Raw genomic sequence first — 12,927 nt, 5'->3', positions numbered from 1 at the left:
AAAATCAAATTATATTTTTAAACAATTTTTCCCGTGGAATCTCTATGGTCGCGAAGAAAGTCAGCGCTCCGAACATTACCAAGACTCGATTGCTGGATGCGACAGAAGCTCTCTTCATCAAGTACGGATACGACGCGGTTTTGTTGCGGCAGATTACCGAGCGCGCCCAGGTGAACCTGGCTGCGGTGAACTACCACTTCGGGGACAAGGATTCCCTGATGAAAACCCTGCTGATGCAGCGTCTGGAGCCGCTCAACGAGCAGCGTCTGGAACTGCTGGCACGCTGTGAGGCCGAGGCCGACGGCCCGCTGGATTGCGACACCTTGCTCGGTGTGCTGTTTGCCCCGGCCATGGGCTTGGAGCGCAGCGATCCAGCCAGTGCCAGCGGCGAAGGGCGTTCGTTTATCCGCTTCCTGGGACGGGTCTACAGCGACACCTCGCCGTTTATCCAGGAATACCTGAAGGTGCATTACCAGCCGGTGTTCCAACGTTTCTTCGAAGCGTTTGCCCTGGCCTTGCCGGACCTGCCGCGCAACGAATTGGGGGTGCGCCTGCAATTTGCCCTCAAGGCGATTTCCGGCGTAATGGCCGGCACCGAGCTGCGCCTGCTGATGAACTCCATGAGCCTGGGGCGGCCGGCAACGGATGCCGAAGTCATGGCCAAGTTGATCACCCTGGTCTCGGCGGCGATTCGCGTGCCGCAGCAGAGCCCGGAGGCGCAAAACGCATTGGCCAAGGTGCTGGATACCCAGCGGGCCATTCGCGAGCAGGCGCTGGCGCCTGCGAAAAAGGCGGCGCGGTAGCGCGAATGCCAGGCAAAAAAAAGCCCGCTGGGGCGGCGGGCTTGATGTGCAACGTTTGTAACGGATGAGGCTTCACAGTACGTTTCGCTATGTGAATAAAACGTGAAAACTTTGTAAGGTTAAGTGTGAAAAGCTTGAATCCTTCAAGGCGTGAGATTTTTCAGTTTTTGCCTGCCAATTCAGATTTTCCAGCGTCCGGCACTCTTGGCCAGGCGCTGGCGCATCGCATCCACATTCTGCGCCAGTTGCACAGTCAGCAGCCGATAGCCGTCCAGTGCGCTATACACCGGCACGTCCAAAACAGGCTCCACGCCGCTGGCGTGACTCTGCCGCTCCAGCCGCTCGGTGACGCCGGACTTCAACGCGCGCGCCATCCCCACCAATTGCACCCGAATCTGCCGGTGCTCGGCCTTCAACATCATCTGCATCCGTGCCATCGCCTGTTCATCGCGAGGGTCGGGCCGGGTATTGCCGAGAATCTCCAGGGTGCTGATGCACAGGCGCAGATGCCGCTGGATCGTATCCAGCTCAGTCATCGAGATGCGCACTTCCTTGGACACCGACGGCATCAGCGAGCGCAGCTGCAGCATCGCCGCGTTCAGCCGGTTGAGCAGCTTGAGGTGTTGATCATCGGTAACCGACTCGCCATTGATGATCCGGCTATAGATCTCGGCGCAATCGCGTAGCGCGCTGGCCAGGTTGTAGCGCCAGGAGTACACGGCATACAGCGGCAGGGCAAAGGAAAATGCCAGGGCCAGGGCGATGCCGATCAGGATATCGACGGTGCGCCACAACCCATCCGACAGGGGATTGTCGCCGTGGCCGGCAACGATAAACACGGTGATCGCCGACAGCAACGCGGTGTACCCGCCCTTGCCGATGGCATGGTAGGAAAAGAACCCGCACACCACTGACATCAGCAGGTAAGTCAACAACGGCTGGCCGACGTACGCCTCCTGTACCACCAGCAGCAAGCCGACGCTGGCACCGATCAGGGTGCCATAGGCGCGCTCCACGGCTTTCTTGCCGATATTGCCGTGGTGCTGCAGCCCGCCGATCACCACCAGCATGGTCACCGAAGCCCATTCGCCGTGGGGCAGGTTGAGGCCGGTGGTCAGCATGATCGTGGCCAGCAGGCCGATGGACACGCGCACGGCGTGGATCAGCCTGGCATGGCGATAGCGGCGGTAGGGGTCGAGCAGAGGGCGCAACAGGCGCCGGGCGAAGAAGGGCAGGTTCATTGGCAGTAAAGTGGCCTCGATTGTATGAATGTGCACGATCCAATGTGGGAGCTGGCTTGCCTGCGATAGCATCCACTCGGTGTGTCTGAAACACCGAGGTGCTTGCATCGCAGGCAAGCCAGCTCCCACATTGAGCCTGTTTTCACATAGGCGGTCGGGTGCTCTTAAAAAATGTAGTCGGTGGTCAGGAAGCTCGAATCGCGGTTGCGCAATATATCGCTGACCAACGCCTTGTTGCTCTCTTGGAACTTGGTCGCCACCAGTGTGCGGATCGAGAACACGCGCAACGCGTCATGTACCGACAGCGTGCCTTCGGCCGAGTTCTTGCGCCCGTTGAACGGGAAGGTGTCCGGGCCGCGCTGGCACTGGGCGTTGATGTTGATCCGGCCGACCTGGTTGGCGAAGGTGTCCACCAGGCGCCCGATGACTTGCGGGTTGGTGCCGAAGAGGCTCAGTTGCTGGCCAAAATCGGAGTCCAGCACGTAGTCGATCACCTTGTCCAAATCACGGTAGGGCACGATCGGGACCACCGGGCCGAACTGTTCCTCGTGGTACACGCGCATCTGCGGGTTCACTGGGTACAGCACCGCCGGGTAGAAGAACGAACCGCGGCTTTCACCGCCATGGTCATTCACGACCCTGGCGCCATGCTGCGCCGCATCGGCCACCAACGCATTGAGGTAATCCACCTTGCCCACTTCGGGCAGGGGCGTCAGCGCCACGCCGTCGTCCCAGGGCATGCCGGGTTTGAGCGTGGCGAGCTTGTTGTTGAATTTCTGGATAAACGCCTCGACCACGTCTTCGTGCACGAACAGGATCTTCAACGCGGTGCAGCGCTGGCCGTTGAACGACAAGGAACCGGTGACGGCTTCGTTGACGGCATTGTCCAGGTCCACCTCAGGCAGCACGATGCCGGGATTTTTCGCATCCAGGCCCAGCGCCGCGCGCAGTCGGTGCGGCTTGGGGTGCAGTTTTTTCAGGTCACTGGCGGCCTTGTTGGTGCCGATAAACGCAAAGATGTCGATCTTGCCGCTGGCCATCAGCGCACTGACGGTTTCGCGGCCGCTGCCGTAGATCACGTTGATCACTCCGGCGGGGAAGCTGTCGCGGAACGCTTCCAGCAATGGGCGAATCAGCAGCACGCCGAGTTTGGCCGGCTTGAATACCACGGTGTTGCCCATGATCAATGCCGGGATCAGCGTGGTGAAGGTTTCGTTAAGCGGGTAGTTGTAGGGGCCCATGCACAAGGCCACGCCCATCGGTACGCGGCGGATCTGGCCAAGGGTGTCCTGTTCCAGCTCGAAACGGCTGGAGCGGCGGTCGAGTTCCTTCAGGGCATTGATGGTGTCGGTGATGTAGTCGCAGGTACGGTCGAATTCTTTCTGCGAGTCCTTGAAATTCTTGCCGATTTCCCACATCAGCAGCTTGACCACCGCATCACGCTGTTCACGCATGCGTCTTAAAAAAGCCTCGACGTGCTGAATGCGCTCCACCACGCGCATCGTCGGCCATTCACCCTGGCCGCGGTCATAGGCGCGCACGGCGGCGTCCAGGGCGGTGAGGGCCGTCTCGGCATCCAGCAGCGGCGTGCTGCCGATATGCACGCGCTCGTCGCCCAGTTGCACCGGGCTTTGCACGTTGGCCAGTGGCCCGTTCCACACGCGTAGTTGACCGTCGACCAGGTAATCGCGCTGTTCAATAGGCGCTCCGAGCTGGAATTGCGCGGGAATGTCGGCGGCCGAGGCGGGAAACAGCTGGGCGAGCAGGTTGCTGGTGGTCATGTCGCTACCCCTGGAATAGTTGCAAAACATGACTAGAGAGTCACCCAACACGAGGCTCCATGGCAAGGCTTGCGCGCTTTCTTGTACGCCCCGCGGTGGGCTTGGGTAAACTGCGCGGCTTTCTTGAAGGAGTTCATATGAGTCAGTACCAGCCGGGCATTCTTGCCGCACCGGTGCCGTTGCAGGCACGCCATCTGTTTTTTGCCGTGGATTCCCTGGCCGCCGTGCCCGCGGCGCTGGACGCGCTGGTGCAGTTGGCCGATGCGATGGCGGTGGTCGGTTTCGGCGAGCCGCTGGTAGACGCATTGGGTGCTCGGATTGAAGGCCTGCGCAGCTTCCCTATCGTCAGCGGACCGGCCGCGCACAACCCGTCCACCCAGCAGGCGCTGTGGGTCTGGTTGCACGGCGTGGATCGCGGCGAACTGCTGTTGCGCAGCCGCGCATTCGAAAAGGCCCTGGCCCCGGCGTTCCGCCTGGTGCAAATGACCGAGGGCTTCCGCTACAAGACCGGCTTCGACCTCACCGATTACGAAGACGGTACCGAGAACCCCCACGACGACGCGGCAGTTGCAGCCGCTCTGACCGACAGCGGCGCCAGCTTTGCCGCGATCCAGCAATGGCAGCACGACCTCGATGGCTTCGCCGCCTTGCCTGCGCAAGAGCGCGACCACATCATCGGCCGCCGCCATGGCGACAATGAAGAGCTCGACGACGCCCCCGAATCCGCCCACACCAAGCGCACCGCCCAGGAAAGCTTCATCCCTGAAGCCTTTGTGATACGCCGCTCCATGCCCTGGGCCGAGAATGGCCAGGCCGGCTTGATGTTTCTCGCGTTCGGCCACTCCTTTGATGCGTTCGAAGCACAGCTGCGCCGCATGAGCGGCCTGGAAGACGGGATTGTCGATGGCTTGTACCGCATCAGCACACCCTTGACCGGCGGTTATTACTGGTGCCCGCCGTTGAAGGACGGCCATCTGGACCTGAGCGCGATCTTCACCACGCCATAAAATCAAAACGGGGGCGGTTGATTCAGCCCCATGAGGCGTTGGAACCGGAGGGAATACGCCCGCCACAGAGTGTGCAGGACAGCCCAGGACACTCAATCATGACCATAACCCTATCCGTGCAGCAAACAACCAGCCCATGTTCTGCGCCGAGGGAGAATACCTTTTCGCACATGTCTGACTCGCAACTGGCGTCGGCATTTGGCGATAACTTCAAGGCGTTCAAAGACCCGAAGACCGGCAATGCAACCGCCGACAAGATCCGCGAGGTGGCCGGACGCCCACTGACCGGCGATCCACAGCGGGACAAGGAAACCCAGCTGGCCCAGGAAGTGCTCAAGCGCGACCGGGTGATGAATGCCCTCGACTCGGTGGATGACAACGGGAAGAGGGACGGCATCATAGGGCCCTGGAACCCAGCGATGGCTGCTGGAGCGCTGGCGTGTAAGCCGTGCAATGGCATCCATTACGGGAACGTGCAGGTCAGCACGCAGATTTCCTACTGACCGCGAGTCACGGTGTGAGCGACATGAAAATGCTGACAGCCACGCAATCCTTGACTGAAAAAAATCAGCGCGGCCCTTAAGCTACGGCCTTTGTCACCTGCGCGGGTTATTCATGTCTTCTGTTGCCGATGGGCTGCCTTTCAATAAACGCCTGCCTGCCGTGATCGCCATCTCCCTGGGTATCGGTATGGCGACCCTGGACACGGCCATCGTCAACACGGCGCTGCCCACCCTGGCCGAGGGGATCGGCACCGACTCTGCCTCGGTGATCTGGGTGGTCAATGCCTACCAGTTAGCCATCATTGCCACGGTGCTGCCGTTTGCCTCGCTCAGTGATGTGCTGGGGCATCGTCGCGTGTACCTTGGCGGGTTGTTGCTGTTTATCGTCTCATCCCTGTTTTGCGGGTTGGCCGGTTCGCTGCTCACCCTGACCGCCGCGCGCGTGATACAGGGCCTGGGAGCAGCGGCGATCATGAGCGTGAATACAGCGTTGTTGCGGCATATCTATCCCTCCAGAATGCTCGGCCGGGGCCTGGGCTACAACTCGTTGGTGGTGGGCCTGGCGTTTACCCTTGGGCCGACTGCCGCGTCGGCGATTCTGTCGGTAGCGACCTGGCACTGGGTGTACCTGATCAATGTGCCCCTGGGGTTGCTGGCGTTAGCGTTGGGCGTGCGCTCATTACCGACCCTGCCGATGACGGGGCACGCGTTCGATCGTCTTGCCGCCGTGTTGTGCGCCGGGCTGTTTGCCTTGCTGGTATTGGGGCTGGGTACGGCGGTGCACGGTGCCCGGGGCGAGCTGACCCTGGGCCTGATCGCCGTGGCGCTGGTGTGCGGTGCATTGCTGTTGCGTCGCCAGGCAGGCCACCCGGCACCGATGCTGGCGCTGGATTTGTTCAAGCGCCCGGTGTTCGCCTTGTCTTCCCTGACGGCTATTTGTGCCTTCAGCGCTCAGGGCCTGGCGTTTGTGTCGCTGCCGTTTCTCTTGCAGGCCGTGCTGGGCCATAGCCAGGTGGAAACCGGGTTTCTGATGACGCCGTGGCCGGCTGTGGTGGCGGTGATGGCGTTGGTAGCGGGGCGCCTGGCGGACCGCGTTTCCCTGGGCCTGCTGTGCGGCATCGGCCTGTTGCTGCTCAGCGTGGGAATGGCCGCCCTGGCAACACTGGGCAGCGGTGCATCGGCGTTGGATATCGGCTGGCGCATGGCGCTGTGCGGCGCCGGATTCGGGTTTTTCCAGTCACCCAACCTCAAGGCACTGATGACCAGCGCGCCCTTGGCGCGCAGTGGCGGAGCCAGCGGTATCGTGGCGATTTCGCGGTTATTGGGGCAGACGCTCGGCGCATCGTTGGTGGCCTTGTGTTTTCACCTGTCCCTGGGCAGCGGCCCGCACGATGCGCTGTGGCTGGGTTGTGGGTTCGCGCTGGTGGGTGCCGTGGCCAGTGGGCTGCGTTTGATGCCCTACGGGAAAAAGCCGTTGTAAAGCACGGTTGCGCAAGGCTACCGTGGTGAGGTGAATATTTCGGGATGTTTCAGCTTTATGTCCAGCCTGATCCTCCGAACTGCTGATACCCACTCGCGCCGCGCCGCGCTGACCCTGGCTCTCTGCTTGCCCAGTGACGTGTTGCTCTACCTGTTGCTGCCCATGGAATCCCAGGCCTTCGGCATCACCCTGGCCCAGGCCGGGGTTTTGCTGGCGGCCAATCGCCTGGTGCGGATCTTCGGTTACCGCCACGTGCTCAATTTCTACGCGCGCCACGGCGACCGCCTGACCTGCATGATTGCCGCCGGCGCCGCGACGCTGTGTGCCTTGGGTAACTCGATGTTGTCGGGTTTTGCCGCCTTGTTGGGGCTGCGGTTGGTGTGGGGCCTGTGTTTTGCGGCGTTGAACCTGTCGACCCAAGTGTTGGCCACCTCGGAACCGGCCGGCGCCGCGCGCCGGGCCGGGCGTTCGCGGGCGCTGATCGCCCTCGGGCCGATGCTGGCGTTGCCGCTGGGTGGCTGGTTGACGCTGTGGGCCGGCCCGCGTCCGATCTTTCTGATCCTTGCGGGCGCGTGCCTGGTGGGCGTGTGGATGGCGCGCGGCTTGCCGGCGCTGGGGCATGATTTGCAGAGCACGCCGGGGCGCCGCTTCAAATGGCCGGACAGCGTGGCGGTGTGGTCGTTTATCGAGGGTGTGGCGCTCGACGGCCTGTTTATCTTCGGTTTGTCGATCCAGGCGCAGAAGCTGCTTGGCGGGGATGCGGTACTGATTGCCGGGGGCTTGATGGCGCTGCGCTATATCTCGGAAATGCTCCTGAGCCCTTTGGGCGGCCGCGCCGCGCAGCGTTTTGGCGCCACGTCGATGCTGCTGCTGTTTTCGTTCTTGAGCGCCCTGGCCCTGACGGCGTTTGGCAGCCACTGGGTGATTGTCGGCGCGGCGGCGGTGCTGGTGCTGCGCGCGCTGCAACTGCCGCTGGTGACCACCCTGGTGGCGGAGCGCAATCCCGGTTCGATGCGCGTGTCGGCCCTGGCCTCGAATGCCGTGTGGCGTGATATCGGCGCCGGCCTCGGGCCATTACTGGCTGGCCTGCTGCTGCCGATTGCCTCGGCGCCCTGGGTGTTCGGCCTGGCGGGCGCCGCCATCGCGCTGAGCGCGGTGTTCTGCTGGCGGGCAAAAGTGCCCAACTGACCGGCTGGCTCAAGCAGTGTTGATCGCGGCCAGCCAGGCCGGGTAGAAGCGGGTTTGCTCGGTGTCGATCCCCAGCGCCTGCATCCTGGCCTTGTGCGCCTCGACCTCGCCGACCAATTGCGCCTGAGCGCTGGAGTTGGCGTCCAGCTCATGCATCTGCGTCAGGCCCAGGTGGTAAAAACGCAGTACCTTGATGGCCGTCGGGTCATTGGCTTGCACTCGCTCGGTCACCTTGTGCATCACATTGGTCACGCTCATCAGGCTGCGCTTGAGTTGCCAGCCATACACCGCCGGCGCCAGCCACGCCTGGGTCCAGAACGGCCCGCGCACCAAGGCCAGGGTGATCAGCACCCCGGCGAAGACGCCGCCGACATTGAAACGCAAATTATCACCGCCGGGCTCGCCGAACAGCATCACCGCCAGGCTCGACAACAACATGGCCAGGGCCAGGAACACCAAGGCCACGATCAGCGTGCTGCGCCGGGTCTGTTGGCGGAAGGTCACGGGATCGCAGGGTTTGAGCTCGAACATCCGGGTCGTATCTCCAGAAGGGGCGGGCATCATCTCACGCTTGGGCAAACAAGTTGAACGATGCCGCACCACGGTTTCTCTAAACCTGTGTAGACCTTTTGAGGGAAACCATCATGCCCGAATACAAGCAGCCACCGCCCGGTACGCCGGACCCGGACCGCACGCCCGGTGAAGAGGAGCGCGACAACGATGCGTTGCGCCCCAATGACCCGGCCGAGCGCCAGGACGACGACGTGGAACGCGTCGAGGAAAACCTGGAGAACCTCCACGACAAAGCCCGCCCGCTTTAACGTATAAACAAGGAGAACGCCGTGAGTAACACTCCCAAAGGCCCCCCTTCAGACGAGCATTCCAGCGGTAAGGATGAGTTGGGGTTTGACCCGGATTCGCCGGATGTGTCAGATCCCCAGGTCGATCCTATCGGTCCGGCCATTGCGCCGCTGGATAAGGATAAGAAAGCCAAGGATGAAAAGAAGCCGCCGTATGATCCCTTAGGCGACTTGAAGAAATAAACAAAGGCCCCGCTATCCAGCGGGGCCTTGTTTATCTGGGCGGCGTCCAATTGACGTCCGTAATCCCGTACTTCTCCGCCCACGGCCGGGTGGTTTTCTTGACTTGCTCATGACCGACACGGCCAACGCGACTGACATGAGCTACATCGGCATCCACCGCCGCCCAGTGCCAGGCCTCGGCGTTGTTCATCACCTCGGCACGCACCACAAAGGACTTCGGCTCGCCGTGAAGCTGATAGTGGATGGTGTAGATTTTTGCGGTACTCATGTTGCCTCCCTGTGTTGTTATAGATGGATACGGGAGCGTCGAAAAAGGTTCATTCAAAATGACAGTTTGCCTGCTGGCGCGGCATAGTGACGCCTTTTACAAGGGTTTTTAGGGGGTGAAAACTCATTCCCCCTGACACAGCCATTCCCTGTGGGAGCTCTCGAGCTTTAGCGAGGCAGCGATAGCGGTGGGTCAGGCGAAGTAAATGCCAGCAGTTCCGCCGCCTTCGCAGCCTCGCCGGGGCTCGACAGCTCCCACAGTTGAGCTGCGGTGCTGCTGAAATAGCGTCAGCCGCAACACCGCAAATCCAACCTGCCACAGCCGATCCCCTGTGGGAGCTCTCGAGCTTTAGCGAGGCAGCGATAGCGGTGTGTCAGGCGAAGTAGATGCCAGCCATGCCGCCGCCTTCGCAGCCTCGCCGGGGCTCGACAGCTCCCACATGTGATCTCGGGTGTTGCCAGGTTGCGCCCGCCACCGAGTGCTGGATAAATCGTAAAAGGGCGCAAATTAGCTATAAACCCCTTGAACGCAAAACGGCGCCCGAAGGCGCCGTTTTGTTTACAACCTCCCGCTAAGCGATCAAACGCCCAACACCGCGTGCTGCACCAGGGTGAGCAACGGTTGTGGGTACACACCCAGGAAGAACGCGAGCAGGGCGATGGCCAGCAGCATCACGCCGCCTGCCTTCTGTTCCCAGTGCAGCTCGGCATCCACACGGCGCAGGTTTGGCTCGATCAGGTAGAGGGTGACCATGACGCGCAGGTAGTAGAACACGCCGATGGCGCTGCCCAGTACCAACGAGGCAACCAGCCACCATTCATGGGCTTCGACACCTGTTGCCACGATGTAGAACTTGCCGATAAAGCCGGCCGTCAGCGGGATACCCGCCAGCGACAGCATCATCACGGTCAGCACGGCGGTCAGGTACGGACGGCGCCAGAACAGGCCGCGGTATTCGTACAGGGCGTCGGCGTCACGGCCTTTGAACGGCGACGACATCAGCGTGATCACGCCGAACGCGCCGAGGCTGGTGATCACGTAGGTGACCAGGTACACGCCCATGGCTTCCACGGCCAGGCCTTTGCTCGCCACCAGGGCGATCAGCAGGTAGCCGAAGTGAGCGATGGACGAGTAACCCAGCAGACGCTTGAGGTTGTTCTGGGTCAGGGCCAGCAGGTTACCGAACAGGATCGACGCAATGGCGATCACGGTCAGTACGTCGCTCAGCACGCCGGTGTTGGCCGCTGGCGAGATCTGGAACAAGCGCACCATTACCGCAAACACGGCAACCTTCGACGCGGTCGCCAGGAACGCCGCCACCGGCGCCGGGGCGCCTTCGTACACGTCCGGGGTCCACAGGTGGAACGGCACCAGCGACAGCTTGAACGCCAGGCCGATCAGCATCATCGCCAGGCCCAGCTGGGCGATTGGCGCAGGCATGCTGGTGGCGGCCAGGGCGTGACCGATACCGGTGAAGCTCAGGCTGCCGGCTTCTGCGTAAAGCAGAGCCATACCGAACAACAGGAACGCGGAACCAGCGGCCGACAGCACCATGTACTTGATGCCGGCTTCCAACGAACGCTTGTTGAAGAAGGCGTACGCCACCAGGCCGTAGGTCGGGATCGACAGCAGTTCCAGGCCGATGAACAAGCCGGCCAGATGCTGCGCGCTGACCAGCACGATACCGCCGGCCGCCGCCAGCAGGATCAGCAGGTACAGCTCTTCCTTGTTGCCCGGGTAACCGGTGCCGCCTTCGCCAAGGTAAGCGTGGGCGAGGGTGACGCAGGCCAGGGTTGCGACCAGGATCAGCGCGATGTACAGCAACGCGAAGTCATCGATCATCATCAACGGCGTGACCGCCAGCGGCGCGACCTTGAGGGCCGGGATAATCGACAGCAGGGCCAGGTTGAGACCGGCACAGGACAGCAGGAACGTTTGCGAATGATTGCGGCGCCAGGCGATCGCCAGCATCACCACCACGATGGTGAGGCTGGTGATCAGCAGCGGCGCAAGCGCGATAAAGTGTTGGATCGTGAATTCCATAGCGCTCTTACCGGGCCGAAGCGAGTTGAGAGAAGGCGGTGCCGAACCACTGCTGCACGCCATGCATCGTCGCGGCAGAAGTGTCCAGGAACGGTTGCGGGTACACGCCGATGTAGATCAGCAATACCGCAAGGCCGAGCACCATGATCAGTTCGCGAGCATCCATCCCTTGCAGGACGGTGTCGGACTTGGCCGGGCCGAAGTAGGCGCGGTGGATCATGATCAGCGAGTAGACCGAACCGAACACCAGGCCGGAGGTGGCAATGGCGCTGATCCACGGCGTTTGCACGAAGGCACCCATCAGGATCAGGAACTCGCCGATGAAGTTACCGGTACCCGGCAAGCCCAGGGACGCGGCGGCGAAGAACAGGCTGATCGCCGGCAGGTACGCGATGCGCGACCACACGCCACCCATTTCACGCATGTCACGGGTATGCAGGCGCTCATACAGCTGGCCACTGAGGATAAACAGCGCAGCGGCCGACACACCGTGGGCCAACATCTGGATCACCGCGCCTTGCAGCGCCAGTTGGCTGCCGGAGTAGATGCCGATCAGTACGAAACCCATGTGGGAAACGGACGAGAAGGCGATCAGGCGCTTGATGTCGGTTTGTGCGAAGGCCAGGAACGCACCGTAGAAGATCCCGATCAGACCCAGGGTCATGGCGATCGGCGCAAATTCGGCCGAGGCATTCGGGAACAGCGGCAGGGCGAAACGCAGCAGGCCGTAGGCAGCGGTTTTCAGCAGGATACCGGCCAGGTCCACGGAGCCGGCAGTCGGCGCCTGGGCGTGAGCGTCAGGCAGCCAGGAGTGGAACGGCACCACCGGCAGCTTCACCGCGAACGCGATGAAGAAGCCCAGCATCAGGATGTACTCGGTGGTCAGGGACATCTTGGTCTTCAACAGGTCGGCGTAGTTGAAGGTAATCACGCCGGTGTTGTTGAAGTTGACCAGTACCAGGCCCAGGATCGCCACCAACATGATCAGGCCGGAAGCCTGGGTGAAGATGAAGAACTTGGTCGCCGCGTAGATCCGGGTTTTCTTGCCGTCCGAAGAGCTGTGACCCCAGAGCGCGATGAGGAAATACATCGGCACCAGCATCATTTCCCAGAAGAAGAAGAACATGAACAGGTCCAGCGCCAGGAACACGCCGACAACGCCGCCCAAAATCCACATCAGGTTCAGGTGGAAGAAGCCCACGTGACGCTGGATCTCTTTCCAGGAGCAGAGTACCGAGAGGATACCCAGCAGGCCGGTCAGCAGGATCATCAACAGCGACAGGCCGTCGAGGGCCAGGTGCACGTTGATGCCGAAGCGCTGGATCCACACGTGCTTGAATTCAAGCGCGAAGGTCGGATCGACGCCCGGTGCCGGAGCGAATGAATAGTCACCATGGGCCCACAGCCAGAGGCCGAGCGCGAGTTCCAGGGACATGGTCAGCAACGCAATCCAGCGGGGGAGGGTGGCGCCGAAGCGTTCACCCATCCAGCAGAGCAGGCCGCCGATAAAGGGGATCAGGATTAGCCAGGGCAGAATCATGACGGGCTCGTTTCCTTTCGCAAGTTCGCA

13 protein-coding genes are annotated in these 12,927 nt (G+C 61.8%); 7 read left to right on the top strand and 6 right to left on the bottom strand.

What is annotated here, in order from left to right; genetic code table 11:
• Positions 1-44 precede the first annotated feature (44 nt).
• Complete coding sequence (locus tag BLL36_RS07470) at positions 45-803, top strand: TetR/AcrR family transcriptional regulator (protein ID WP_076950819.1); 759 nt, start codon at positions 45-47, stop codon at positions 801-803.
• Positions 804-982: 179 nt separating this feature from the next.
• Here the strand turns inward: BLL36_RS07470 and BLL36_RS07465 are convergent, their stop codons facing one another.
• Complete coding sequence (locus BLL36_RS07465) at positions 983-2,044, bottom strand: FUSC family protein (protein ID WP_076950818.1); 1,062 nt, start codon at positions 2,042-2,044, stop codon at positions 983-985.
• 164 nt (positions 2,045-2,208) lie between these two features.
• Complete coding sequence (locus BLL36_RS07460) at positions 2,209-3,825, bottom strand: NADP-dependent glyceraldehyde-3-phosphate dehydrogenase (protein ID WP_076950817.1); 1,617 nt, start codon at positions 3,823-3,825, stop codon at positions 2,209-2,211.
• A 137-nt stretch (positions 3,826-3,962) separates the two neighbouring features.
• Between BLL36_RS07460 and BLL36_RS07455 the strand changes: the two genes are divergently transcribed.
• The 4 genes from BLL36_RS07455 (at position 3,963) to BLL36_RS07440 (ending at position 8,003) form a co-directional block, all read left to right on the top strand.
• Complete coding sequence (locus BLL36_RS07455) at positions 3,963-4,832, top strand: Dyp-type peroxidase (protein WP_076950816.1); 870 nt, start codon at positions 3,963-3,965, stop codon at positions 4,830-4,832.
• A gap of 170 nt (positions 4,833-5,002) precedes the next feature.
• Entirely contained in the window at positions 5,003-5,335 is a 333-nt protein-coding gene (locus tag BLL36_RS07450) for a hypothetical protein (protein ID WP_076950815.1), read from the top strand.
• 112 nt (positions 5,336-5,447) lie between these two features.
• The gene (locus BLL36_RS07445) at positions 5,448-6,815 is read left to right on the top strand and encodes an MFS transporter (protein ID WP_076950814.1); all 1,368 of its coding nucleotides are present in this window, start codon (positions 5,448-5,450) and stop codon (positions 6,813-6,815) included.
• Between the two features lie 57 nt (positions 6,816-6,872).
• Positions 6,873-8,003, top strand: coding sequence for an MFS transporter (locus BLL36_RS07440; protein ID WP_076950813.1), 1,131 nt, complete (start codon positions 6,873-6,875; stop codon positions 8,001-8,003).
• A 9-nt stretch (positions 8,004-8,012) separates the two neighbouring features.
• On the opposite strand, the gene BLL36_RS07435 is transcribed toward BLL36_RS07440, so the two are convergent.
• Positions 8,013-8,534: a DUF3087 family protein gene (locus tag BLL36_RS07435; protein ID WP_076950812.1), complete on the bottom strand. Its 522-nt coding sequence runs from the start codon at positions 8,532-8,534 to the stop codon at positions 8,013-8,015.
• A gap of 113 nt (positions 8,535-8,647) precedes the next feature.
• On the opposite strand from BLL36_RS07435, the gene BLL36_RS31000 reads away from it, so the two are divergent.
• Positions 8,648-8,824 carry a hypothetical protein gene (locus BLL36_RS31000; RefSeq protein WP_165448098.1) on the top strand — a complete coding sequence of 59 codons (177 nt, stop codon included), beginning with the start codon at positions 8,648-8,650 and terminating at the stop codon, positions 8,822-8,824.
• A 21-nt stretch (positions 8,825-8,845) separates the two neighbouring features.
• Positions 8,846-9,046, top strand: a complete 201-nt coding sequence (locus BLL36_RS07430) for a DUF6021 family protein (protein ID WP_076950811.1) — start codon at positions 8,846-8,848, stop codon at positions 9,044-9,046.
• A 31-nt stretch (positions 9,047-9,077) separates the two neighbouring features.
• Here BLL36_RS07430 and BLL36_RS07425 read toward each other — a convergent pair whose 3' ends face one another.
• The 3 genes from BLL36_RS07425 to nuoM all read right to left on the bottom strand — a co-directional run bounded on the left by BLL36_RS07425 (position 9,078) and on the right by nuoM (position 12,897).
• Positions 9,078-9,314: a DUF6555 family protein gene (locus BLL36_RS07425; protein WP_076950810.1), complete on the bottom strand. Its 237-nt coding sequence runs from the start codon at positions 9,312-9,314 to the stop codon at positions 9,078-9,080.
• Between the two features lie 579 nt (positions 9,315-9,893).
• On the bottom strand, positions 9,894-11,357 hold the full coding sequence (nuoN, locus tag BLL36_RS07420; RefSeq protein WP_076950809.1) for an NADH-quinone oxidoreductase subunit NuoN: 1,464 nt from the start codon (positions 11,355-11,357) through the stop codon (positions 9,894-9,896).
• A 7-nt stretch (positions 11,358-11,364) separates the two neighbouring features.
• Positions 11,365-12,897 carry an NADH-quinone oxidoreductase subunit M gene (gene nuoM, locus BLL36_RS07415; RefSeq protein ID WP_010209575.1) on the bottom strand — a complete coding sequence of 511 codons (1,533 nt, stop codon included), beginning with the start codon at positions 12,895-12,897 and terminating at the stop codon, positions 11,365-11,367.
• Between the last annotated feature and the right edge of the window lie 30 nt (positions 12,898-12,927).

Origin of the sequence: Pseudomonas cedrina subsp. cedrina (assembly GCF_001983175.1) — a bacterium.
GTDB classification, from domain to species: Bacteria; Pseudomonadota; Gammaproteobacteria; order Pseudomonadales; family Pseudomonadaceae; genus Aquipseudomonas; species Aquipseudomonas cedrina.
Note: the sequence above shows the minus strand (reverse complement) of the source record. Positions and strands in the feature narration are given on the sequence as shown.

What these genes read in the sequence shown, in the direction of transcription:
- nuoM (WP_010209575.1), bottom strand. Translation starts at nt 12,897, where the DNA reads ATGATTCTGCCCTGGCTAATCCTGATCCCCTTTATCGGCGGCCTGCTC.
- BLL36_RS07435 (WP_076950812.1), bottom strand. Translation starts at nt 8,534, where the DNA reads ATGTTCGAGCTCAAACCCTGCGATCCCGTGACCTTCCGCCAACAGACC.
- BLL36_RS07460 (WP_076950817.1), bottom strand. Translation starts at nt 3,825, where the DNA reads ATGACCACCAGCAACCTGCTCGCCCAGCTGTTTCCCGCCTCGGCCGCC.
- BLL36_RS07455 (WP_076950816.1), top strand. Translation starts at nt 3,963, where the DNA reads ATGAGTCAGTACCAGCCGGGCATTCTTGCCGCACCGGTGCCGTTGCAG.
- BLL36_RS07470 (WP_076950819.1), top strand. Translation starts at nt 45, where the DNA reads ATGGTCGCGAAGAAAGTCAGCGCTCCGAACATTACCAAGACTCGATTG.
- BLL36_RS07450 (WP_076950815.1), top strand. Translation starts at nt 5,003, where the DNA reads ATGTCTGACTCGCAACTGGCGTCGGCATTTGGCGATAACTTCAAGGCG.
- BLL36_RS07425 (WP_076950810.1), bottom strand. Translation starts at nt 9,314, where the DNA reads ATGAGTACCGCAAAAATCTACACCATCCACTATCAGCTTCACGGCGAG.
- BLL36_RS31000 (WP_165448098.1), top strand. Translation starts at nt 8,648, where the DNA reads ATGCCCGAATACAAGCAGCCACCGCCCGGTACGCCGGACCCGGACCGC.
- BLL36_RS07465 (WP_076950818.1), bottom strand. Translation starts at nt 2,044, where the DNA reads ATGAACCTGCCCTTCTTCGCCCGGCGCCTGTTGCGCCCTCTGCTCGAC.
- nuoN (WP_076950809.1), bottom strand. Translation starts at nt 11,357, where the DNA reads ATGGAATTCACGATCCAACACTTTATCGCGCTTGCGCCGCTGCTGATC.
- BLL36_RS07445 (WP_076950814.1), top strand. Translation starts at nt 5,448, where the DNA reads ATGTCTTCTGTTGCCGATGGGCTGCCTTTCAATAAACGCCTGCCTGCC.
- BLL36_RS07440 (WP_076950813.1), top strand. Translation starts at nt 6,873, where the DNA reads ATGTCCAGCCTGATCCTCCGAACTGCTGATACCCACTCGCGCCGCGCC.